18 protein-coding genes are annotated in these 20,717 nt (G+C 42.3%); 8 read left to right on the top strand and 10 right to left on the bottom strand.

Annotated features, from left to right (window positions below):
- From J1N51_RS04550 to J1N51_RS04535, 4 genes are read left to right on the top strand one after another with little or no spacing between them, the layout of a single operon-like run.
- Positions 1-651, top strand: coding sequence for a pilus assembly PilX family protein (locus J1N51_RS04550; protein ID WP_208832793.1), 651 nt, complete (start codon positions 1-3; stop codon positions 649-651).
- 2 nt (positions 652-653) lie between these two features.
- On the top strand, positions 654-4,232 hold the full coding sequence (locus tag J1N51_RS04545; protein WP_208832792.1) for a PilC/PilY family type IV pilus protein: 3,579 nt from the start codon (positions 654-656) through the stop codon (positions 4,230-4,232).
- Positions 4,232-4,756, top strand: coding sequence for a type IV pilin protein (locus J1N51_RS04540; protein ID WP_208832791.1), 525 nt, complete (start codon positions 4,232-4,234; stop codon positions 4,754-4,756). Before J1N51_RS04545 ends, J1N51_RS04540 begins: the two co-directional genes overlap by 1 nt.
- Before the next feature lies 1 nt (position 4,757).
- On the top strand, positions 4,758-5,273 hold the full coding sequence (locus J1N51_RS04535; protein ID WP_208832790.1) for a GspH/FimT family pseudopilin: 516 nt from the start codon (positions 4,758-4,760) through the stop codon (positions 5,271-5,273).
- Between the two features lie 56 nt (positions 5,274-5,329).
- Here the strand turns inward: J1N51_RS04535 and nadE are convergent, their stop codons facing one another.
- Positions 5,330-6,160 (bottom strand): ammonia-dependent NAD(+) synthetase, encoded by an 831-nt coding sequence (gene nadE / locus J1N51_RS04530; protein ID WP_208832789.1) that lies wholly within the window; start codon positions 6,158-6,160, stop codon positions 5,330-5,332.
- Between the two features lie 91 nt (positions 6,161-6,251).
- On the opposite strand from nadE, the gene J1N51_RS04525 reads away from it, so the two are divergent.
- Positions 6,252-6,590, top strand: a complete 339-nt coding sequence (locus J1N51_RS04525; RefSeq protein ID WP_208832788.1) for a P-II family nitrogen regulator — start codon at positions 6,252-6,254, stop codon at positions 6,588-6,590.
- 169 nt (positions 6,591-6,759) lie between these two features.
- On the opposite strand, the gene J1N51_RS04520 is transcribed toward J1N51_RS04525, so the two are convergent.
- Positions 6,760-7,200 carry an Hsp20 family protein gene (locus J1N51_RS04520; RefSeq protein ID WP_208832787.1) on the bottom strand — a complete coding sequence of 147 codons (441 nt, stop codon included), beginning with the start codon at positions 7,198-7,200 and terminating at the stop codon, positions 6,760-6,762.
- A gap of 192 nt (positions 7,201-7,392) precedes the next feature.
- Positions 7,393-8,052 carry a thiol peroxidase gene (gene tpx / locus J1N51_RS04515; RefSeq protein WP_208832786.1) on the bottom strand — a complete coding sequence of 220 codons (660 nt, stop codon included), beginning with the start codon at positions 8,050-8,052 and terminating at the stop codon, positions 7,393-7,395.
- 152 nt (positions 8,053-8,204) lie between these two features.
- On the opposite strand from tpx, the gene J1N51_RS04510 reads away from it, so the two are divergent.
- Both J1N51_RS04510 and J1N51_RS04505 read left to right on the top strand, forming a co-directional pair.
- The gene (locus J1N51_RS04510; protein ID WP_208832785.1) at positions 8,205-9,209 is read left to right on the top strand and encodes a response regulator; all 1,005 of its coding nucleotides are present in this window, start codon (positions 8,205-8,207) and stop codon (positions 9,207-9,209) included.
- Between the two features lie 3 nt (positions 9,210-9,212).
- Entirely contained in the window at positions 9,213-10,181 is a 969-nt protein-coding gene (locus J1N51_RS04505; protein ID WP_208832784.1) for a sensor domain-containing diguanylate cyclase, read from the top strand.
- Here the strand turns inward: J1N51_RS04505 and J1N51_RS04500 are convergent.
- The 5 genes from J1N51_RS04500 to J1N51_RS04480 form a co-directional block, all read right to left on the bottom strand.
- Positions 10,178-11,719, bottom strand: coding sequence for a SpoVR family protein (locus J1N51_RS04500; protein ID WP_208832783.1), 1,542 nt, complete (start codon positions 11,717-11,719; stop codon positions 10,178-10,180). The two genes, J1N51_RS04505 and J1N51_RS04500, sit on opposite strands and share 4 nt — an antisense overlap.
- Positions 11,720-11,728: 9 nt before the next feature.
- Complete coding sequence (locus tag J1N51_RS04495; RefSeq protein ID WP_208832782.1) at positions 11,729-13,006, bottom strand: YeaH/YhbH family protein; 1,278 nt, start codon at positions 13,004-13,006, stop codon at positions 11,729-11,731.
- A gap of 73 nt (positions 13,007-13,079) precedes the next feature.
- Positions 13,080-15,002 carry a PrkA family serine protein kinase gene (locus tag J1N51_RS04490; RefSeq protein WP_208832781.1) on the bottom strand — a complete coding sequence of 641 codons (1,923 nt, stop codon included), beginning with the start codon at positions 15,000-15,002 and terminating at the stop codon, positions 13,080-13,082.
- A 178-nt stretch (positions 15,003-15,180) separates the two neighbouring features.
- Complete coding sequence (hisIE, locus tag J1N51_RS04485) at positions 15,181-15,804, bottom strand: bifunctional phosphoribosyl-AMP cyclohydrolase/phosphoribosyl-ATP diphosphatase HisIE (RefSeq protein WP_208832780.1); 624 nt, start codon at positions 15,802-15,804, stop codon at positions 15,181-15,183.
- A 16-nt stretch (positions 15,805-15,820) separates the two neighbouring features.
- The gene (locus J1N51_RS04480) at positions 15,821-17,539 is read right to left on the bottom strand and encodes a proline--tRNA ligase (protein ID WP_208832779.1); all 1,719 of its coding nucleotides are present in this window, start codon (positions 17,537-17,539) and stop codon (positions 15,821-15,823) included.
- 124 nt (positions 17,540-17,663) lie between these two features.
- Between J1N51_RS04480 and J1N51_RS04475 the strand changes: the two genes are divergently transcribed.
- Positions 17,664-18,428: a Zn-ribbon-containing protein gene (locus J1N51_RS04475; protein ID WP_208832778.1), complete on the top strand. Its 765-nt coding sequence runs from the start codon at positions 17,664-17,666 to the stop codon at positions 18,426-18,428.
- Here the strand turns inward: J1N51_RS04475 and J1N51_RS04470 are convergent.
- Positions 18,403-19,821 carry a Kelch repeat-containing protein gene (locus tag J1N51_RS04470; protein ID WP_208832777.1) on the bottom strand — a complete coding sequence of 473 codons (1,419 nt, stop codon included), beginning with the start codon at positions 19,819-19,821 and terminating at the stop codon, positions 18,403-18,405. The genes J1N51_RS04475 and J1N51_RS04470 overlap by 26 nt on opposite strands.
- Positions 19,808-20,557: a tRNA (N6-threonylcarbamoyladenosine(37)-N6)-methyltransferase TrmO gene (gene tsaA / locus J1N51_RS04465; protein ID WP_208832776.1), complete on the bottom strand. Its 750-nt coding sequence runs from the start codon at positions 20,555-20,557 to the stop codon at positions 19,808-19,810. The genes J1N51_RS04470 and tsaA overlap by 14 nt, the downstream gene beginning before the upstream one ends.
- Positions 20,558-20,717: the final 160 nt, after the last annotated feature.

Raw genomic sequence — 20,717 nt, 5'->3', positions numbered from 1 at the left:
ATGACCTTAACTAAAAAACAAAAAGGTATAGCACTTATCATTGCCTTGGTTTTATTAACCTCCATGACGGTGGTTGGTGTAAGCGCAATTTCTTCTGGATTAATGCAAACCAAAATGGCAACAAATCAAAACATGCTATCTATGGCGTTTGATGCGGCTGAAGCCTCGGTCGAAGGCATTATGCATGAAGGGGGCTCAGGTGCGCTTCGCACTGGTGCTGTTGTAGATGGCGATGGCAATCCTAGATACGATGCATTAACGCAAGCCAGGACGGATGGTCAAGTTGGAGTTGATAACCAATTAGACATGAACGCACTTCCGACGTGCGATGAATTGGCTAATGCAATTTGGTCAGAACGAAGAGTCAATGCGGCAGGTTTGCAAGACGATCAAATTCACGATGGAGCAGGCTCCTTAATGAATGTCCCTCCGATAGATGCCTGGTCTAAATCGGCATTTGTAGGTTTAAAGAACTTAACAGACCCTGAGTCTGGCTTGGTTTCAAGTATTGTAGATACGGATGGAGCAAGAAATAGAACTCTCCTAGAGGTATTTGTTGTTAAAGGATGTGGTCACGTAGAAGGTAGTGCAGTAAATGCAACTAACCGCGCAATGCTTTCACGCCAAACAGTAGAAATTGGAGATAATTAAGCATGGTTCGGCATTTTTTCAAAAGACTCAGCGTTCTTCTTTTAGCCTCCGCATATTGCAGTTTCGCTTCATTTTCTGCGTTTGGTGATGACATAGAAATTTATTACGGTATTTCCGATCAAACCCAAGTAGTGAACCCCAATGTCATCTTCATTCTTGATACTTCCGGTAGTATGGGGTGGACAGACGGTGAAACAACTAGTCGTATGTACCGAACAAAAGAAGCCCTCAAAATCGCTTTAAACAATATCTCAGACGTAAACATTTCTTTGATGCGATTCAGTGATACTGGAGGCAGGGTATTGCTCCCAGCGCTGGATATCGACAGTGATTGGGATACTTATGAAGTTGTTCGCTCGATAAAAGGGTTAACTGACTTTGCGCTTCAATCCTCAGGAAATACCATTGTAACGAGTCGAGCAAACATTCCATTGGTTAATGAAGATTATAATTCACACCATGCATTGCGCTTTATAGATATGGATATCCCTAAAGAGGCGATCATCCAAAGTGCTCATATCACTTATTTTACAAATGGCGGCGCATCGACTCGTGATACGACTATTAGATTTATTGCTTCAACCCGAAATGATCCTGAGACCTTCGAAGAAGGACAAACTTTTAGTCGACTAATGTTTAACTTTTTAGGATTGTCTACCACTACGGACAGAGACTGTTCTAACCCTTCTCAAGCAATCTGTTGGACACCTAACGGCGATGGAGATTTGAGTTGGAACCCGGAAGGCTACCCAAATAATACCAATAACCTTGCTCCTTTGATTCAAACCGTTATTGATAATCCATTTTGGCAAACTGGCGATCCTATCGTTCTTTTTGGCCAAGCACTGAGTGACGATGACGATGATTATTTTGCGTGGAGTATTGGCGGTGCCGATGGCAGTGAGCGGAAAATGGCTCCCCAACTTCGAGTCCGTTATACCTTACCGGCAGGAGTTGAGCCAACTTATAAAGTCCGAGATAAATTAATTAGTTTAGTAGAAGAAGTCGTTGCCGAGGGTGGGACGCCAGTGGTGGACTCAATGTTTGAGGCATTTTCTTACATTAATGGTGAGCGAGCACCTTATGCATGGTTCCGAGGAGCTGGTAATAGGCTTGCAACGCTATCTAGACTTAGTCACCCAGATACTCTAAATAGCCCGACAGTTATCAATAATGGTGCTTGTGACACAGAACGATTGACGTCGACCGAGTGTCGATTTAGACAATATCAATCACCAGAATCTCTTACATATCAGTCACCCATTGATCCTGAGTTTGGACAGTGCCAAGCAAACTACATTGTACTGTTTAGTGATGGTCAACCCAATGCGACAACGTTAGATGATGAGATAGAAGATGCCATAGGACGAACCTGTTCAGGGGAAGGTTGTGCAGAAGTACTCGCTGACTATATGAGCGAAGTGCCATCTGAACGTGGTGATAACTTAAACTTTGCTCAGACTTTTACTTATACAGTTGGTTTTGAATCTTCTGGTTTTAATGATACTTATTTAAGAGAGTTAGCCGAAGCGGGTGGTGGGCAATTTTACTCTGGTAGTACGTCAGCCGAACTTGCTGAAGCATTTACAACTATCTTAATTGAAGCTAAAAAAGGCGCGAGCACCTTCGTAGCTCCAGGTATTTCCGTCAATCAGTTCAACCGTTTAACTCACTCAAATGATATTTATTACGCGCTGTTTGACCCCAGAACAAAAGAGTACTGGCCAGGTAACCTCAAAAAATACAAATTAATAGATAGTGTCGTTTTAGACAACACTTCTGCACCGGCAATAGCAACAGATGGCTTCTTTAGAGATGACGCACACGATTGGTGGTCTGATTCTGCAGCCTTGCAAGGTGCTTTTGTTGAGCGCGGCGGTGCCGCTTCGCAGCAAGAAGTTAACAGAACTGTTTATTCTAACTTGGCAAACTCTAGTACTCCAATTGGTAACAATGACTCTCGAATTACAGAAGAGTTATTAGGGATAACAGGGGAGCCAGACTCCACTCAACTTAGACGAGACCTCATCGATTGGATGCGTGGATATGATGTTCAAGATTTGGATAATGATGGTCAGACAAATGATCCTAGATTCCAGATGGCCGATCCACTGCACTCAGAGCCGCTGTTTTATCAATACGGTGACAAGTCTTCGGTGTACATCGGCACAAACGAAGGTTATTTATTATCGATAGATGCAGATACGGGAGAAGAAAACTGGGCATTCATTCCAGAAGACCTGCTAGATAATATTCACGTCTATTACGAAAATAATAATGTCTTTAACTCCAGAACCTATGGCATGGACGGCGCAATCAATGCTTGGTCAGAAGATGACAGAAATTATATCGTCGTAGGTCAAAGACGAGGTGGCAGTAATTATTATGTATTGGACGTAACAAACAGACTAAATCCTATCTTTAAATATTCGATTAAAGGCGGGATTGGGGATTTTGCTAATCTAGGTCAGTCTTGGTCAAAGCCAACAGTGACTGAAATCGATATCAATGGTACTAAATCCAAAGTGTTGATTTTTGGTGGTGGTTACGACACTAATCAAGATAGTAATACAGTAAGAGAGCAGGACAGCATAGGTAATTCTATCTTTATCGTCGAAGCTAAGACAGGTGCTAAACTTGCGGAAATTTCTGGTAAATCCGGTGCGACTAAAGTAATACCAGAAATGCAAAATAGTATCCCTAGCCGTATTGCTGTTATAGATCGGAATTTTGACGGTACGGTCGACCATATGTACTTTGGCGATACCGGTGGCCATTTATTCCGGGTAGATATTTACAACGGTAAAAGCAAGCCTAATTTATTTGAAGGTCAACGTATTTACACGACTTCTGAGCCAAATTCTGAAGTGAAAAACCGTCGTTTTTATTATGCCCCTGACGTTGCTGAAATTGTGTATAAAGGTGAGCATTATTATGCGGTTTCAATTGGTTCGGGTTATCGAGCACACCCTTTAAATGAGGAGATTCAAGACTCTGTATTAATGCTGAAAGATCATGGTGTTTTTACCATTGATGAAGGCAAGTACACGTTCCCAGAGTTTACAAATATTGCCCAAATTTCACCAACCACCTCATCAGTGACGAACATAAATTCGTATGATGGTTATGAGTTTAATTTTGTCGCTGGCGAAAAAGTCATAACAGGTGTGTCGATTATCAATAGTAAGTTGATCTTTTCAACGTATGACCCTAGTACCGCGGGATTGGTTGAAAATAGTTGTTCTGCAGCACAAGGTGGTGGGCGAGTTTACGCAATGACACTACTCGATGGTCAAGCCCTATTAGATAATAATAACGACGGCGTAATCGACTACAAAGATACTTATGTTGAGCTTGAAAAATCTGGTATTCCGGCGGAGCCTAGACTTATTATTACCGACCCAGACGCTCCGACTCTATGTATAGGTACGGAGTGCGCAGACACTATTCAGTCGGACGATGACGCCAATAGCTTTGAGCGCCTACTTGGCAGAATTACAGGGCCTAGAAGCCGATTAAATCAAATATTTACCAATTCATGGACCAGTGAAGTTGAGCCTTCAACTCAGGATGATAACTAATGCAGTACTTAAATAAACACAAACGCAAGCCAAACATTGGACTTAAACCAGGTAAAGCCTCTGGTTTTACACTAATTGAAGCCTTGATAACCTTGGCTATTGTCGGGATTTTATCTGCGGTTATTTACCCGTCTTATACTAGTTATATTGAGCGCTCCTATCGAATCCAAGCCCAAGCTGACCTACTCGATTTTGCCAGTGCAATGGAACGTCACAAAGCGACCACTTTCAGTTATACAGGTGCTGCAGGAAGCCAAGGCGCACCTCAAGATACTGGTAGTCCTTGGGTTTATCCTTCGCACTCACCTGCGGATGGTCCTGCGGCCGATAAACGATATGATTTAACAATTGAAGATATTGATAACAATGGCCGTTTTTATGAAATTAGGGCGACTTATTCAGGCCCAGATGCGTTAAATGGTAATGCGTCGGGTATGTTGAGTATTTTTTCTGATGGCCGCAAAGCCTATGATCAGAACAAAGATGGCAATTATCAAGCCGATGAATTTTGCTGGAACTGCTAGTATGAACCAACGTGGTTTTACGCTTATAGAAGTGTTAGTGACTTTGGCGCTGTTCGCAATGATCACTACTTCAGTTGCACCTTCTTTAGGGAATTTTTTTACTCGAAATAAGGTAGCTGCGACGGTCAATCACGTGAGTTCTGCATTACAATTGGCTCGCCATACGGCAATAAATGAAAATCGGTTTGTTGTTGTATGTCCAACGGTAGACATGGAGACATGTACAGGCCAAACGGATTGGAGTTTGACGAAAATGATCTTCGTTGATGAAAACGGAGATGGCGCGTTAAATGCTAACGAAGAGATTATTGGTACTGCCGATTTGGTAAAGGATTTTCATATAAAGTCGACGAGGAGTTCAGTTGTTTTTGCGCCAATTAGTACGGCCGGGGCAACGACTGCGACAATTTCGATATGCCAAAAAGAAGATATGCAAAGCTTTGCGAGGGCATTGTCGGTGTCTAACGTGGGGCGGGTTAGAGTCGAAAAAGACTCCGCTTTGATTGATTGTAGTTAACTAAAAAGACCGACATATAGTCGGTCTTTTTACATCTAAATATGATTTAGTCGAGGTTAATCGTAAACAGTAGGAATAGGCTGGCGCTTGTGTTGAGTCGCATTAAAAATCGCCACTAGCTTTTGCTCTACTTCAGCTGATACTGGTTTTCCTTCGAGGAAGTCATCGATTTGGTCATAGCTTAAACCCAACGCGTCTTCATCTTTTTTGCCAGGCGCCAAGTCTTCTAAATCCGCAGTCGGTGCCTTTTCAACTAACAGCTTTGGTGCACCAAGGTAGTTTGCGATAGCTCTTACTTGACGCTTACTAAGGCCAAATAGCGGAATTAAATCACACGCGCCATCACCCCATTTGGTATAAAACCCGGTAATGTTTTCGGCTGAGTGGTCGGTACCAAGTACTAGGCCACCTAAAAGGCCGGCAATTTCATATTGAGCGACCATACGAGCACGGGCTTTTACATTCCCTTTTACAAAGTCAACTTTGGCTTCTGCTAATTCAGCCTTTAAATCATCCGGTAATGCACCAAGTACTTCACTGTGAATTGCATCTGCACCGGCTTTTACATTTACAGTGACCACTTTAGTTGGCTGAATGAAGCTAAGTGCTAATTGAGCCTCATCTTCATCGGCTTGCACACCGTAAGGGAGTCGCACAGCGATAAATTGGTAATTACCAGGTTGCTGCTCGTTGAGTTCATTTACCGCTAATTGTGCCAAACGTCCACAGGTCGAAGAGTCTACACCACCACTAATACCTAACACTAAAGTTTTGGCTCCAGAGTTGAGTAGGGTTTGTTTGATAAAAGAGACGCGACGGGCAACTTCTGCTGCCGGATCAATCTCAGCTAACACTTTCATTTCTTCACGAATTTGTTTGGCATCCATAGATTTAACACTTCTAAAGTTAGATTAGTCAGCGTATTCTATGCGATTAAAGTCTAACCCTCTAGTTGAAATTTTAAATTGAGAGTCTGCCATGAAAAAAATCACCGCCATTATTAAACCATTCAAACTCGACGATGTCCGTGAAGCTCTATCTGATTTGGGCGTAAATGGTATGACAGTGACCGAAGTTAAAGGCTTTGGCCGTCAGAAAGGCCACACAGAGTTATATCGCGGTGCTGAGTATATGGTCGACTTCCTTCCTAAGATGAGAATAGAGATCGTCGTTGTCGATGACATGTTAGACCAAGTCGTAGAGTCTATTTTAGAAACTGCGCAGACAGGTAAAATTGGCGATGGTAAAATTTTTGTTGAACCAGTTGAGCGAGTGATCCGAATTCGAACGGGTGAAGAGAACGACGCTGCGATTTAAGTTGTTTTACGCCTCTGAAAATTACGCCTCTTAATATAAAGAAAAGCCCAACTACATATAGTTGGGCTTTTTTGTTCTAGTTTTCCTCTATTTATTTAGCACTAGACCAGGGAGTTGTCATTGGCTAACTAACGAGGATAAACCTTAATTACTGCTTTAGGATTACCACTTATTCAGTGAGTAACTTTTGACCTATGGAAATGGTTCGCGGTTTAAGAGCTTCTGGTACTTCACGTTCTAAGTTGATGTGCAACAACCCATTTTCCATTTGTGCATCAACGACTTTGATGTAATCACCAAGTTGGAAACGGCGCTCAAAGTTACGTTCCGCAATACCTTGGTACAGGTACTTCTTAGGCTCACTGTCATTGGCTTCAGGTTTAGTACCTTTGACAATTAGCGTATTGTGCTCTGATTGGATTTCCAATTCACTTTCTTGGAAACCAGCGACGGCCATCGTAATGCGATACTTATCTTCCGCAACAGACTCGATGTTATAAGGAGGGTAACCGGCGCTCTTGTCATTTCGATTAGCAGAGTCTAATAAAGACGCTAAATGATCAAAGCCAATGAATGAACGGTAAAGTGGAGATAGATCTACATTTCTCATAATGTCTTATCCTTTTATTTAAGCAATAAGTTAAAAAACTAAAATTAATAGTGTGGTTTTTCTTTCGAACAAACCTTGAGCCTGTCGGACCCAATTGGCGTCTCATCAGGCTCACTACTTATTTATGTTCAGACATTATTTTTTCAACTAAAAAAAGTGAAAAATTTTTAATAAAATTTTAAATCTATGATTTTATTTGTTTTTATCTTCTTTGGTGTTGTCACTTTCAGTGTCAGGTGTCGACTCTGAATCAATTACATTTTGTTCAGAGATGGCAATTAAAGCAGCCAGTGCCGCGTCGTAATTGGGTTGTTCTGATAGCTCAGACACAATTTCTTTGTAAACCACTTCGTTGTCAGGGCTGATAACAAAAACGGCTCGAGCTAGCAGTCCCATGTCTTTTATCAACAAGCCGTAATTCATACCAAACTCTCGCCAAACAGAGTCAGAATAAGTGGTAATACGTTCAATATTTTCAGCCTGGCAAAAGCGTTTTTGTGCAAATGGCAGATCGGCACTAATAGTGATGATCTCAACGTCCTGTGGTAACTCTTCCATAGCATCATTAAAGCGCTTGGTCTGTAGACTGCAAACTCCAGTGTCTAAACTGGTTACAGCACTTATTAATACAGGTTTCCCAGCGAAGTCGTGTTTGGTTTTTACTCTAAACTTATCGTCAACAACTCTAAAATCTGGCGCTTGTTGACCCACTTTTATTTGATTACCTAGAAGGGCAACAGGTTTGCCATTTGCTTTTACTGTGTCGTAATTTACTGGTAAATTTTTCTGGATGTCGTAGGCAAAAGAGCAAGATGTGAGTAAAATTAACGATGTAGCCAAAAGTTTTTTCATAAATAGACCAACGTAATGAGAAATATATAAATTTACTGGATACTATTGTTAACTAACTGCTATAGTTTTTCTATAAAAGAATTATAAATAAATGAATATCAATTGACTGAAAAAAGGAAGATTTAGTTAATGAGAAGGTCAACGAATCAATTATGAAAACGTCAGTAGTAATATGTGACGACTCGAACCTCGCACGAAAGCAAATGGCACGCTCGTTGCCGGATGAGTGGGACGTCGAAATAACATTTGCCGTTAATGGTGAAGACGCAATGGAAAAATTGCGAAAGGGCATGGGCGACGTGCTGTTTCTTGATTTGAACATGCCAATATTAGACGGTTACGGGGTTTTAGAGGCGATAAAGAACGAAGGGATCCCTGTTCTAACCATTGTCGTTTCTGGCGATATTCAAAAAGAAGCACACGAACGCGTGAAGAGTTTAGGCGCGTTAGATTTTATCAAAAAGCCAATTGATAAAAATAAACTACAAGAGTTGTTAACCAAGTATGGTGTTAACAGCGAGTCGGACCTTACCAAACACAAGCCGACGCTCGACACTATGATGGATGACGAAACGCGTGACGTTTTGCAAGAGGTGACGAACGTTGCAATGGGTCAAGCCGGCAGTCTATTAGCAGAAGTTTTAAAAGTCTTTGTTAAATTACCTATTCCAAATGTAAATGTATTGGAAGTCAGCGAATTGTCTATGGCTTTACAATCGGTTGAGTCCAATACGGCTACCTCTGGTGTGTGTCAGGGCTTTATTAGTGGTGGTGTCGCTGGCGAAGCATTACTAATCCTCAATGACTCTGGTTTTGAAGACATTGCTAAGCTGATGAATTACGAAGGCCAGATGAACGATAAGATAGAGCTTGAGTTGCTCATGGACATTGGCAACATTCTCATCGGTTCGGTTTTGAAAGGTTTGTCGGAACAACTCGATTTAAATTTCAGCCAAGGTCATCCAGTCGTTTTAGGTCAACACGCCAATGTTTCTGAGTTGATTTATACCAATTCAACACATTGGAAAAAAACCTTAACCATAGAAATCAGTTATGGATTGGAAGGCTATGATGTGACGTGTGATTTGTTGTTACTTATCACTGAGGATTCAATTCCGACGTTACAAAACAAACTCAACTTTTTATTTGATGTGTAAGTTATGAGCGAAACAGCGCAAATCGAAGTATCAGAAGTCCACTGGCTTTTAGACATGTTCCAATCGGTCGATGTTGGCCTTATTGTATTAGACAATGAGTATCGCATTCAGGTTTGGAATGGGTTTATGGAAAATCACAGCGGCCGCTCACCTTATGATGTTCGTAACCAGTCATTATTTGAAACCTTTCCTGAGTTAGATGAACCTTGGTTGCGACAAAAGACAGATCCCGTTTTTGTATTAAAAAATAGAGCCTTTACAATCTGGGAACAGACTCCGCATATATTCAAGTTCAAAAACTACCGGCCTATTACAAGTGTCGCGCCCTTTATGTATCAAAACGCGACCTTTATTCCATTGACCAATACCATGGGTAGTGTGACCCATATTTGTATCATTATTTACGATGTAACAGATGTGGCGGTATCTAAACTAGAGCTTGAAGAAGTTAACACTGAACTGAAGCGATTGAGTCAAACGGACAGGCTGACCAACCTTAATAACCGAGGTTACTGGGAAGAGTGCCTTAAAAAAGAATTCCAACGTCAGCGCCGAACACAAAACATCAGCTCGTTGTTGATATTTGATATTGACCACTTCAAGCAAGTGAATGACAACTATGGTCATGCTGCGGGTGACGAAGCAATACTGCACTTAGCGAAGATCTTAAAGAAAAATCTACGAGAGACCGATATCGGTGGTCGTTACGGCGGTGAAGAGTTTGCGGTGATTTTGCCAGAAACCGATGCTAAACACGCGGCAATTTTTGCGGAGCGGGTTCGTCGTAATGTTGAAGCATCAATGGTGGTGTTTAACGAGGTCGAAATTAAGTTTACGGTAAGCTTGGGTATTGCCGAATTTAATCGTGATTTCACCAATCATCAAAAATGGATAGAAGCCGCAGACTCTGCTTTATATGCAGCAAAGAGCAACGGCCGAAATCAGGTTCGCATTTACAAACACAACGGTTAACCGTTGGCTCGCTCTTGCTCCTTTGGAGTAAGAGCGGGGCACTCGCTTAATAACGTCAACTCACCATTCTCATCTTTATTCATTAACTGAACTTTAAAGCCCCATAATCGATGTAAGTGTTTCATCATTTCTTCGACAGACTGGCTCAAAGGTATGTGGTTGTGAGGCACATACTCTAGTGTTAACGAGCGGTCACCGTTGATATCTACATTGGTAATTTGAATATTCGGTTCTAGGTTACTCAAGTTGTATTGTGCAGCGAGTCGCTCACGGACCTCGCGGTAGCCTTGCTCGTTGTGAATTGCGGTCACTTCCAAGTGTTGGTTGGCGCGGTAGTCTTGTAAGTTAAATAATTTTAAATCACGCATCACTTTAGGCGACAAAAATTGCGCGATAAAGCTTTCATCTTTAAAGTTCTCCATCGCGTAATGAAGGGTTTCGAGCCAGTCTTTACCAGCAATATCCGGAAACCATGCGCGGTCTTCGTCGTCGGGTTCTTCACACATTCTTCGTATATCTTTAAACATAGCAAAGCCCAAGGCGTAGGGATTAATACCGCTAAAGCCTGGGTGGTTGTAAGGCGGTTGATACACCACACTGGTATGGCTGTGTAAAAATTCTAAAATAAAGCGCTCTGTAACAAGTCCTTCATCATATAAGTGATTGAGAATAGTGTAATGCCAAAAGCTTGCCCAGCCTTCGTTCATTACTTGGGTTTGCTTTTGTGGATAAAAATATTGAGAAACTTTACGAACAATTCTGATCAGTTCTCTGTGCCAGGGTAAGAGCAATGGAGCGTGTTTTTCGAAGAAATACAGAATGTTTTCTTGAGGTTCTGACGGAAAGTTATTCTGCTTTTTTCTGAGCTCTTTTTGTTGTGATGGGATGGTTCGCCATAATTCATTAACTTGGCTTTGCAGATATTCTTCACGTTCTTGCTGACGCTTTTGCTCTTCAAACATGGAGATCTTTTGTGGTCGTTTGTAGCGGTCGACGCCCAAGTTCATCAGTGCATGACATGAGTCCAAAATAGACTCGACCTCTTCAACGCCATATTTTTGTTCACATTTTTCAATGTAATTTCGAGCAAAAATTAAATAATCAATGATAGAGCTGGCATCCGTCCATGTCTTAAATAAATAGTTGTTTTTAAAAAATGAATTGTGGCCATAACAGGCATGAGCCATGACAAGTGCCTGCATCGTCATGGTGTTTTCTTCCATAAGATAAGAAATACAGGGATCAGAGTTGATGACAATCTCATAAGCCAAACCCATATATCCGCGTTTGTAGTTTTGTTCTGACTCGATAAACTTTTTGCCAAAGGACCAATGGTGATAATTAATTGGCATGCCGACACTCGAGTAGGCATCTAGCATTTGTTCTGAGGTAATGATCTCGATTTGGTTAGGGTATGTGTCGAGTCGGTAGAATTTGGCAACTCGCTCTATTTCATCTTTGTAAGACTGCAGTAATTCAAAGGTCCAATCAGGGCCGTCAGAAAGAGGGGTATCAGTGCGTCGTTTAATGTCTGTCATAACGACTCCTTAACTCGCTTTAGGTGCGAGTTGTTTTTTGAAAAACTCTCGGAAAATAGGGTAAATATCACTGGCTTTTTTAATGTTTTTGATCGCAAAATTCGGAAAGCGCTCCGTTAAGTTTTGATATTCATGCCATAGAGTTTGATGACTTCTGGTGGTGATTTCGATATAAGCGTAATAACGGCAATAACGCAGAATTTTGTTTTCCATTAGTTGTGCGCACTTAGGTGAATCATCAGCCCAGTTGTCTCCGTCTGAAGCTTGTGCTGCATAAATATTCCACTGACTAGGAGGGTATCGTTGCTCGACAATTTCATCCATTAGTGAAAGCGCCGAACTAACAATTGTCCCACCTGTCTCTTGTGAATAAAAAAACGTGTGCTCATCGACCTCTGTTGCCTGAGTATGGTGGCGAATAAAGACCACCTCGATGTTGTCATAACTGCGAGTCAAAAACTGATACAACAAAATATAAAAGCGTTTTGCCATATCTTTAGTTGCTTGATCCATAGAGCCCGAAACGTCCATTAAGCAAAACATTACTGCATTGTTATTGGGTATTGGGCGTTTATCGTAGTTGCGATAACGAAGGTCAAAGGTATCAATAAACGGCACTCGTTTAATTTTGGCTTCGAGCTCCTCAATTTGTTGGTTCAGCAGATTGATTTGTTGTTGATCAGGTGACTTTGAGGCTAGGCACTCTTGCAGTTGCGCCTTTAGCTCCTCCAGTGCTTTTCTTTTACCTCCAGTTAATGCGATGCGTCTTGCTTGAGCACCACGCAAAGACCGAACTATGTCTATGTTAGAAGGAATCCCTTCTGCTTTGTAACCGGCTCTTACCGTCTCGTAGTCGACTTGGGATTGAAGCTGGGTTTCTTTTAAGTTTGGTAATTCCAAATCGTCAAACAAGAGGTTTAAGTATTCGTCCATAGAAATAGAAAAGCTAAACTCATCTTGTCCTTCACCAGAGTCGCTGGCTTCTCCACCGCCACCACCTTGTCCTTGACCTTGAGGTCGAGGGATCTTATCTCCCGGAGAAAATTGATCATTGCCAGGTAAGACTCGATTGCGATCACCCCCTTGGCCTTGATGAAATATAGGCTCTTTGATATCGCGCGACGGAATCGTGATGTTTTCACCACTTTCAGTATCGGTCACGCTGCGCTGACTGATGGAGTCAGCGACTGCTTTTTTTATTTGGCTTTTGTAACGCCTTAAAAAGCGCTGACGATTAACGGCGCTTTTGTTTTTACCATTTAGGCGTCGATCAATAAACTGAGCCATGAACACCTCGTACGTTACCTAGTCCACATGAAGGTAGGTATTCACCTACCATTAACTTCACATGTGGGTATGTTTATTGTGACTTTCTCACTCTCAGGTACCATTCGGACAGCAAGCGAACTTGTTTTGGCGTGTAGCCTTTTTCGACCATACGATTGACAAAGTCATCGTGTTTTTTCTGGTCGTCGACGCTGGATTTGGCGTTGAACGAAATAACCGGCAGCAGGTCTTCCGTATTGGAAAACATCTTTTTCTCAATAACAGTGCGAAGTTTTTCGTAACTGCTCCAAGTTGGGTTTTTCCCTTCGTTATTAGCTCTAGCTCGAAGCACAAAGTTAACAATTTCGTTACGGAAATCTTTGGGGTTACTGATACCTGCGGGTTTTTCGATTTTTTCTAGCTCATCATTAAGAGCGGAGCGGTCAAATAACTGACCGGTCTCGGGGTCACGGTATTCCTGATCCTGAATCCAAAAGTCAGCATAAGTGACGTAGCGATCAAAAATATTTTGACCGTATTCTGAGTAGGACTCTAGATAAGCGGTTTGGATTTCTTTACCAATAAAGTCAACGTACTGAGGGATCAAATAACCTTTTAGGAATTCTAAATATCTGTCCCTATCTTCACTGGGAAACTGCTCGCGTTCTATTTGTTGTTCGAGAACATAAAACAAGTGAACAGGGTTCGCGGCCACTTCGGCGTGATCAAAATTAAACACTCTTGATAAGATCTTAAAGGCGAAACGGGTCGAAAGTCCTGCCATCCCTTCATCAACTCCCGCTGTGTCACGATATTCTTGGAAAGATTTGGCTTTAGGGTCGGTGTCTTTGAGACTCTCACCGTTATAAACTCGCATTTTTGAGTAAATACTGCTGTTTTCGTGCTCTTTAAGTCTCGATAACACACTAAATTGTGCCAGTATGTCTAGTGTGCTCGGTGCACATGGCGCCTCTAGTAGTTCCGAGTGCTCTAGTAACTTTTTATAAATTTTGACTTCTTCAGATATTCTCAAACAATAAGGCACTTTGACTATGTAAACGCGGTCTAAGAAGGCTTCGTTGTTTTTGTTGTTTCTAAAAGATTCCCACTCAGATTCATTACTATGCGCGAGTATCATGCCGTCGAAGGGAAGGGCTGATAACCCCTCGGTACCGTTGTAATTACCTTCTTGTGTAGCGGTCAATAACGGGTGAAGCACCTTAATTGGCGCTTTAAACATTTCGACAAACTCCATCAAGCCTTGATTGGCACGGCACAGTGCACCGCTGTAGCTGTAGGCATCGGGATCGTTTTGTGAATAATCTTCTAGTTTGCGAATGTCGACTTTACCGACTAAAGCTGAGATATCCTGGTTGTTATCGTCACCTGGTTCGGTTTTGGCAATACCAATTTGATGAAGAACCGAAGGATTTTTTCGCACTACTTTAAATTTGGTGATATCTCCGCCGTATTCTTTGAGACGTTTGGCGGCCCACGGCGACATGATGGTTTTAAGGTAGCGCTTAGGGATGCCATACTCGTCTTGTAGTATTTGACCATCTTCTGTGACATCGAATAAACAAAACGGATGGTCGTTTACTGGCGAGTCTTTTAGGCAATAAATAGGTTGGTGCTGCATTAAGCTTTTTAGTTTTTCTGCCAAAGAAGACTTACCGCCACCGACAGGACCCAGTAAATATAAAATTTGTTTCTTCTCTTCCAAGCCTTGCGCTGAATGACGTAAATAAGACACGATTTGTTCAATCGCTTCTTCCATGCCATAAAACTCTTTAAACGCTGGGTAACGAGCGATGATCCGATTTGAAAAGATTCTGCTTAAGACGGGATCTTGTGATGTGTCGACCATTTCTGGTTCGCCAATCGCCATGAGAAGCCGTTCGGCCGCTGACGCATAAGTTGAGCTATCGTCCTTACAGAGTTGTAAAAACTCCTCTATGGTGAACTCTTCTTCTTGTTGCGCTTCAAAGCGTTGTTGATAGTGGTCAAAGATACTCATAACGCCCCCAAATACTCGAAACTTCGAGCAATCATTTATAGTTAATTACAGTACGTATCTAACTTAAGGTTAGTTGATATTTAACAAGGAGAAAGTAAATTTAGTGATATTTTATCGACAAAAAAGGCCGCGAAAGCGACCTTTGGGAAAAATGAGAATTGATTAAAAATCAAAACGTTTATTTTTGATGACGTTGCTTTAACACTTCAATCACGTCATTGAGGCTTAAATCACTTGCCTGTAATAAAACCAGTAAATGATATATCAGATCTGCGCTTTCGTTCTTTAACTCTTCAAGATCTTTAACCGTTGCCGCTAATGCGGTTTCGACGCCTTCTTCACCGACTTTTTGAGCGATGCGTTTGATCCCACTAGCGTATAAAGACGCTGTGTAAGAAGAGTCTGCCGCAGCCCCTTTGCGACTCGCAATGACGCGTTCTAAATCAGCAATGAAACTAATTGATGCCGACGCTTCACTGTCCTGCCAACAGGTTTCTGTCCCAGTGTGGCACGTAGGACCGGCTGGCTCTGCAAGAGCCAACAAGCTGTCATTGTCGCAGTCAACGTGTAATGAAACCAGTTTTAAGACGTTGTCCGAGGTTTCACCCTTGGTCCAAAGTCTTTCTTTGCTGCGACTGTAAAAGGTAACTAAACCTTTTTCTAAAGTAACTTCGGCGGCTTGCTGACTCATGAAGCCTTGCATTAATACCTTACCAGATGTTGCATCTTGAACGATGCATGGAATCAAACCGTCGGTTTTGTTCCACTCCACTTGGGCAAGGTTTTGTTGAGTAATGATCATAATGTTTGTTATCCGTTTATGACTTTACTTGGTTCAAGATAAACTCAAGGGCGTCATCGATATCCAATAATTGTTTTTCGCCTGTGTGGCGGTTTTTGTATTCGATTTGGTTGTTATCTAAGTTGCGCTCACCAATAACGATTTGGTGTGGAATACCGATCAATTCCATGTCATTAAACATTACACCTGGGCGCTCTTTTCGGTCGTCGAACAATACTTCGATACCCGCTTCTTGTAACTTGTTGTACACACCTTCTGCAATCGCAGGGATACGGTGAGACTTGTGCATGTTCATAGGTACAATCGCAACTTGGAATGGCGCTAATGCACTCGGCCACTTAATACCAAACTTATCGTGATTTTGCTCAATAGCCGCGGCAACGATACGAGTAACCCCGATACCGTAACAACCCATTTCAAGGACCTGATGTTTACCAGACTCAGTTAAAACTCCGGCATTCATTGCTTGTGAGTATTTATTACCTAGTTGGAAGATATGGCCTACTTCGATTCCGCGTTTGATAACTAATGTTCCTTTACCACATGGGCTAGGATCACCTTCAACAACGTTACGCAAGTCCGCAACTTGGCCTAGTTCGACATCACGACCCCAGTTTATGCCGAAGAAGTGTTTACCTTCTTCATTGGCACCAGCTGCAAAATCAGAGGTAACCGCTGCAGTGCGGTCAACGATAACAGGAATCGGGCAATTAACTGGACCTAAAGAACCAGGACCGGCACCCATTACGGCTTTGATCTCTTCTTCTGTTGCCATCGTCAGTGGTTCGGCAACTTCAGGAAGATTTTCAGCTTTGATTTCGTTAAGTTCGTGGTCGCCACGGATAATTAACGCAATAAACTCAGCGTCACTTTCTTCAGTTGCTTTAACAACTAATGTTTTTACTGTGTTTTCAATGGCAACATCATAACCTTCAACTAACGCCGCAATAGTTTTGGCGTTAGGCGTATCTACTTTTGTCATTTCAATGGTTGGCGCGTCAGCAGTGTCTTTCAGCGCTAATGCTTCGGCTTTTTCGACGTTGGCTGCATAATCGCTCTCAGTTGAAAATACGATTGCGTCTTCACCCGAGTCGGCTAATACATGAAACTCATGTGACGCATCACCACCGATTGAACCGGTGTCAGCAAGTACTGGTCGATAATCTAATCCCAAGCGTTCGAAGATGTTGCAATACGCTTTGTGCATGCGGTCGTACGTTTCTTGCAAACATTCTTTCGTCATATGAAACGAGTATGCGTCTTTCATGATAAATTCACGTGAACGCATTACACCAAATCGAGGACGAACCTCATCGCGGAACTTGGTTTGAATTTGGTATAGGTTTAAAGGCAGTTGTTTGTAACTGCTGATCTCTTTGCGAACAAACTCAGTGATCACTTCCTCGTGCGTTGGACCAAGGGCAAAGTCACGGTCGTGACGGTCTTTAATACGAAGTAGTTCAGGGCCGTATTCTTGCCAACGACCTGACTCTTCCCATAAATCGGCTGGCTGAACAACTGGCATTAACATTTCGATAGCACCGGCTTTTTCCAGTTCTTCACGGACTACACGTTCTACTTTACGAACCACTTTTAAGCCCGATGGCAGCCAGGTGTACAAGCCTGAAGCTAATTTTCGGATCATACCTGCACGTAACATCAGCTGGTGGCTGATGACTTCCGCATCAGAAGGGGTTTCTTTAAGTGTTGCGATGATGTAGTCACTAGTACGCATTAGATTTTGCTCTCGCTGGTTATTCTCTTGTAATGAAAGCCATAAAAATAGGCTAGAATGGCGACGGATTCTAACAATCAAATGGCTTTGATTAAATAACTAATACAAAAATAAAGGGCTTTTTATGGTCGTCTGCCAATTGAGTTTTGTCTGTCAGCAAGAATTATCGTTAGAAACGGTACAAAATGCCATTTCTCAGCTTTTTGAAGAATATCGATATAACGGTCAGATCTTAGGTAGAGAATTTGGCCTTAGCTTAACCAATGATGCTTTTGTGTGCCGACTTGTATGCCCAGAAGAGACCTCTCTTCAATCCGCTAATGACAGTGAAGAAGTAAAAGACGCAAAGCAGGCACTTGCCGCTCTGCAAGTGGATGGTCCAATTGTTGAGGTAATAGGTTTGGAGAGTCAGTCAGATTTTTCGGATATGTGCGAACAACCACGTGGTTATGTGCTGTATTCGACGTTCGTGCAGTCGTGCTCTCCGGTTAGGTGCAGTGAGCACTTTATGCCAGTACCTCTTTACAAACTGCCCGCTGAAGTTCGATATGACCTGATAAAATGGCAAGAAAACCAAGCGGCTTGCGATCAATTACAAATGAACGCACTAGGCTCACTAGAGTCACGGATGGTGAATCAATTATCTGACCCTCACAGCGATTTAAATCAACAAGGCCGACGTTTAGCCAATGCGATAGAGCACACGACTGAAAAGCCGGTATATCAGTATTTATATCGCGTCGGTGGTGAGTCAAAACAGAAAGAGTTGGAACGTAAATGTCCAAGCTGCGGTGGAGATTGGTCGTTGCAAGCACCACTATTTGAGTTGTTTGATTTCAAATGTGATGCTTGTCGATTAGTGTCTAATTTGAGTTGGGACTTTCAATAAGTTCATTACTAAACGTTTTGTGAACAATAGCATGGCTGATAATTCCCGATTTATTTCGACCACCAAGAGTCATGACCTTGTTTTGAAAGATGAACGCCGATTTGTGATCATAACTTGGTTCGGGTGCGTCTGAAATTTGCCAGGTGCGGTTTGAAGCTTGATAACACCACACTTCGGTTGTGCCTTCTACAGCCGTTCCTTTAGCATTCATGCCGTTCAAATTGTAAAGCTCTGTCGCACCACCAACAAAACAAATTTGGTCGGTGTTTACGTCGCTTATTGCCGCCATTCTAAATCGACCGCTATCCCCTGGGTGCGCCCATTCTTGCCACGTAATCAGCGAAGGATTAGTAACGTCTATCTCGCCGATGAGACAGCGCTGGTTAATCGTCAGTCGCGAGGCAGTTGCAAATTGCTGCTGCATCGAGGCTCCGTCACACATCAAGATTGTATTATCTAAAATTCCCGCGGCATGACCAAACACGCCATTAATGGGCAGTGGACTGGCTTGGAACCATTCGTTTTTAAAGGTATCAAAGACCTGAACAAGATTGACTGCGCCTTCTTTGTGCCAACCAGATAGGGCATAGATATAACGGTCTCGATAGGTCACGAGTGTGGTATCGTCAACGGCAACTGGCAGGTCTTCTAATAGACTGTATTGTTGCGTAGCAGGATCATAAGCATAAAAGTCTGAGCGATTTTGTAAGTTAGGGGTAAATGCGGGCCTTTGTACTTGGTTATTTGAATAACCGCCGAGCAAATATACGATGCCGTTCACTTGTGTTGCCGCTGTAGCGAATCGACCTTTAAATTTATTTAAACTGGGGACGACGGGCAATGGTTGCCAATCTGAGCCCTTAAACTCTTGTTGTTTTAACTCGACTATATCATTCGCAATACTTGCATCATTTGCTTCGACATTGGCAGCGGTGTTTGAGTCTGGTTGGTTTACACTATCTTCAAAATCAGTAGAAATCGACTGCTCTGAAGGAGGTTGAGTACTCAGCTCTGTATCCGGAATAATGTCCAGGTTTAATGTAAATCTCGGTGTGGCGTCTTTTTGTTCTGATGTCTGGTCACTGTTTTTTTCGCGTACGGATTGTGTTGAAACCATAGTCAACTTGGGGAATTGTGCACCAATTTCAACGAGTTCTAGCTTTTTTTCGGAGTTTTCTGTTAATCCCAAAAAAGTTAAAACAGTGGCAGAGGACGATTGCTCTTCTGTGTGATTTGATGGTTCGAGCACCAAGGTAGCGTTGGCCGTAACCGGGAACGGCAAATCAGGCAACACCTTTTGTGTATTGTTCTTTGCACTTACCGAGAGACTCAAGGTTGCGATAACTAAAGTACTAATTACGCTTGATATTGCGATCTTTTTAGGCCTTTTCAATGTCAACTACCTCGCACAGGTTTTGTTTGGTGATTGGAGTATTTTCACTCGACGGATTCGGATCACAATTTATAACCCTCCAGGTAATATTGTACTCGTCGAGTAAAATGCCATAGATTTTGTCATCCACTTTGGTGCGTTTGTACGTAGGGCGAGGGTCTTGTTCTAATACTTTTTTCACCAGCGTTACAAAGGTATCAGATAAGTGATGCGTCTCTACTTTTTGTTCGGCCAAGGGGGACAAAACAACGTTTAACAACGCCTCAGGTGCAGACTCTGCCATTTCCGATGACGCACATTCAATAGAATCGGCATAGGGAATATATGGCTTAATATCCACAATCGGCGTGCCGTCGAGTAAATCAACCCCTTCAACGAGGAGCACAGGCTGGTTATTTTCGGATTCGACTTTGAGTAATCTCACCACAGACATACCAATATTATTGGGTCTAAACGTACTTCTTGTTGCCAGTACCCCCACTTTTTCATTGCCACCTAAACGCGGAGGCCTAACTTGAGGTTTCCAATCTTTATCGAGGTGCTGGTCAAATAAGAACAATAACCACAAATGGCTGTGCTGCTCAATTCCTTTTATCGCATCCCAACTTAACTTAGGGTTTGTAAACCTCAAACGCCCTTGTGCGGCCACTAAATTAGGCTGTCTTGGAATACCAAACTTTTCTTTAAACGGCGTTTGGATTGTCGCTATTGGCGCAATAGTGTGGGTTTGTATCATCTTGGTTTTTTGAACCTTTGTTGATTAAAAACAAGAAAAGTAGGGTAAATTACACAAACGGTTGAATAACTTTGTTTAAAAGCGTTAGTCTAGTATTTGTGAGCGTAACTTAGACGATTGCTCATTCTACTTCTATATTCATAATAATAAAAAAGAAAGT

Source organism: Psychrosphaera ytuae (genome assembly GCF_017638545.1).
GTDB classification, from domain to species: Bacteria; Pseudomonadota; Gammaproteobacteria; order Enterobacterales; family Alteromonadaceae; genus Psychrosphaera; species Psychrosphaera ytuae.
The sequence above is the reverse complement of the archived record's forward strand: the minus strand, read 5'-3'. Positions and strand labels throughout refer to the sequence as shown.

Coding starts and splice junctions, on each gene's coding strand:
- hisIE (WP_208832780.1), bottom strand. CDS start 15,804: ATGATCATTACTCAACAAAACCTTGCCCAAGTGGAGTGGAACAAAACC.
- J1N51_RS04525 (WP_208832788.1), top strand. CDS start 6,252: ATGAAAAAAATCACCGCCATTATTAAACCATTCAAACTCGACGATGTC.
- J1N51_RS04490 (WP_208832781.1), bottom strand. CDS start 15,002: ATGAGTATCTTTGACCACTATCAACAACGCTTTGAAGCGCAACAAGAA.
- J1N51_RS04495 (WP_208832782.1), bottom strand. CDS start 13,006: ATGGCTCAGTTTATTGATCGACGCCTAAATGGTAAAAACAAAAGCGCC.
- J1N51_RS04480 (WP_208832779.1), bottom strand. CDS start 17,539: ATGCGTACTAGTGACTACATCATCGCAACACTTAAAGAAACCCCTTCT.
- nadE (WP_208832789.1), bottom strand. CDS start 6,160: ATGGATGCCAAACAAATTCGTGAAGAAATGAAAGTGTTAGCTGAGATT.
- J1N51_RS04510 (WP_208832785.1), top strand. CDS start 8,205: ATGAAAACGTCAGTAGTAATATGTGACGACTCGAACCTCGCACGAAAG.
- J1N51_RS04535 (WP_208832790.1), top strand. CDS start 4,758: ATGAACCAACGTGGTTTTACGCTTATAGAAGTGTTAGTGACTTTGGCG.
- J1N51_RS04545 (WP_208832792.1), top strand. CDS start 654: ATGGTTCGGCATTTTTTCAAAAGACTCAGCGTTCTTCTTTTAGCCTCC.
- tsaA (WP_208832776.1), bottom strand. CDS start 20,557: ATGATACAAACCCACACTATTGCGCCAATAGCGACAATCCAAACGCCG.
- J1N51_RS04520 (WP_208832787.1), bottom strand. CDS start 7,200: ATGAGAAATGTAGATCTATCTCCACTTTACCGTTCATTCATTGGCTTT.
- tpx (WP_208832786.1), bottom strand. CDS start 8,052: ATGAAAAAACTTTTGGCTACATCGTTAATTTTACTCACATCTTGCTCT.
- J1N51_RS04500 (WP_208832783.1), bottom strand. CDS start 11,719: ATGACAGACATTAAACGACGCACTGATACCCCTCTTTCTGACGGCCCT.
- J1N51_RS04505 (WP_208832784.1), top strand. CDS start 9,213: ATGAGCGAAACAGCGCAAATCGAAGTATCAGAAGTCCACTGGCTTTTA.
- J1N51_RS04540 (WP_208832791.1), top strand. CDS start 4,232: ATGCAGTACTTAAATAAACACAAACGCAAGCCAAACATTGGACTTAAA.
- J1N51_RS04475 (WP_208832778.1), top strand. CDS start 17,664: ATGGTCGTCTGCCAATTGAGTTTTGTCTGTCAGCAAGAATTATCGTTA.
- J1N51_RS04550 (WP_208832793.1), top strand. CDS start 1: ATGACCTTAACTAAAAAACAAAAAGGTATAGCACTTATCATTGCCTTG.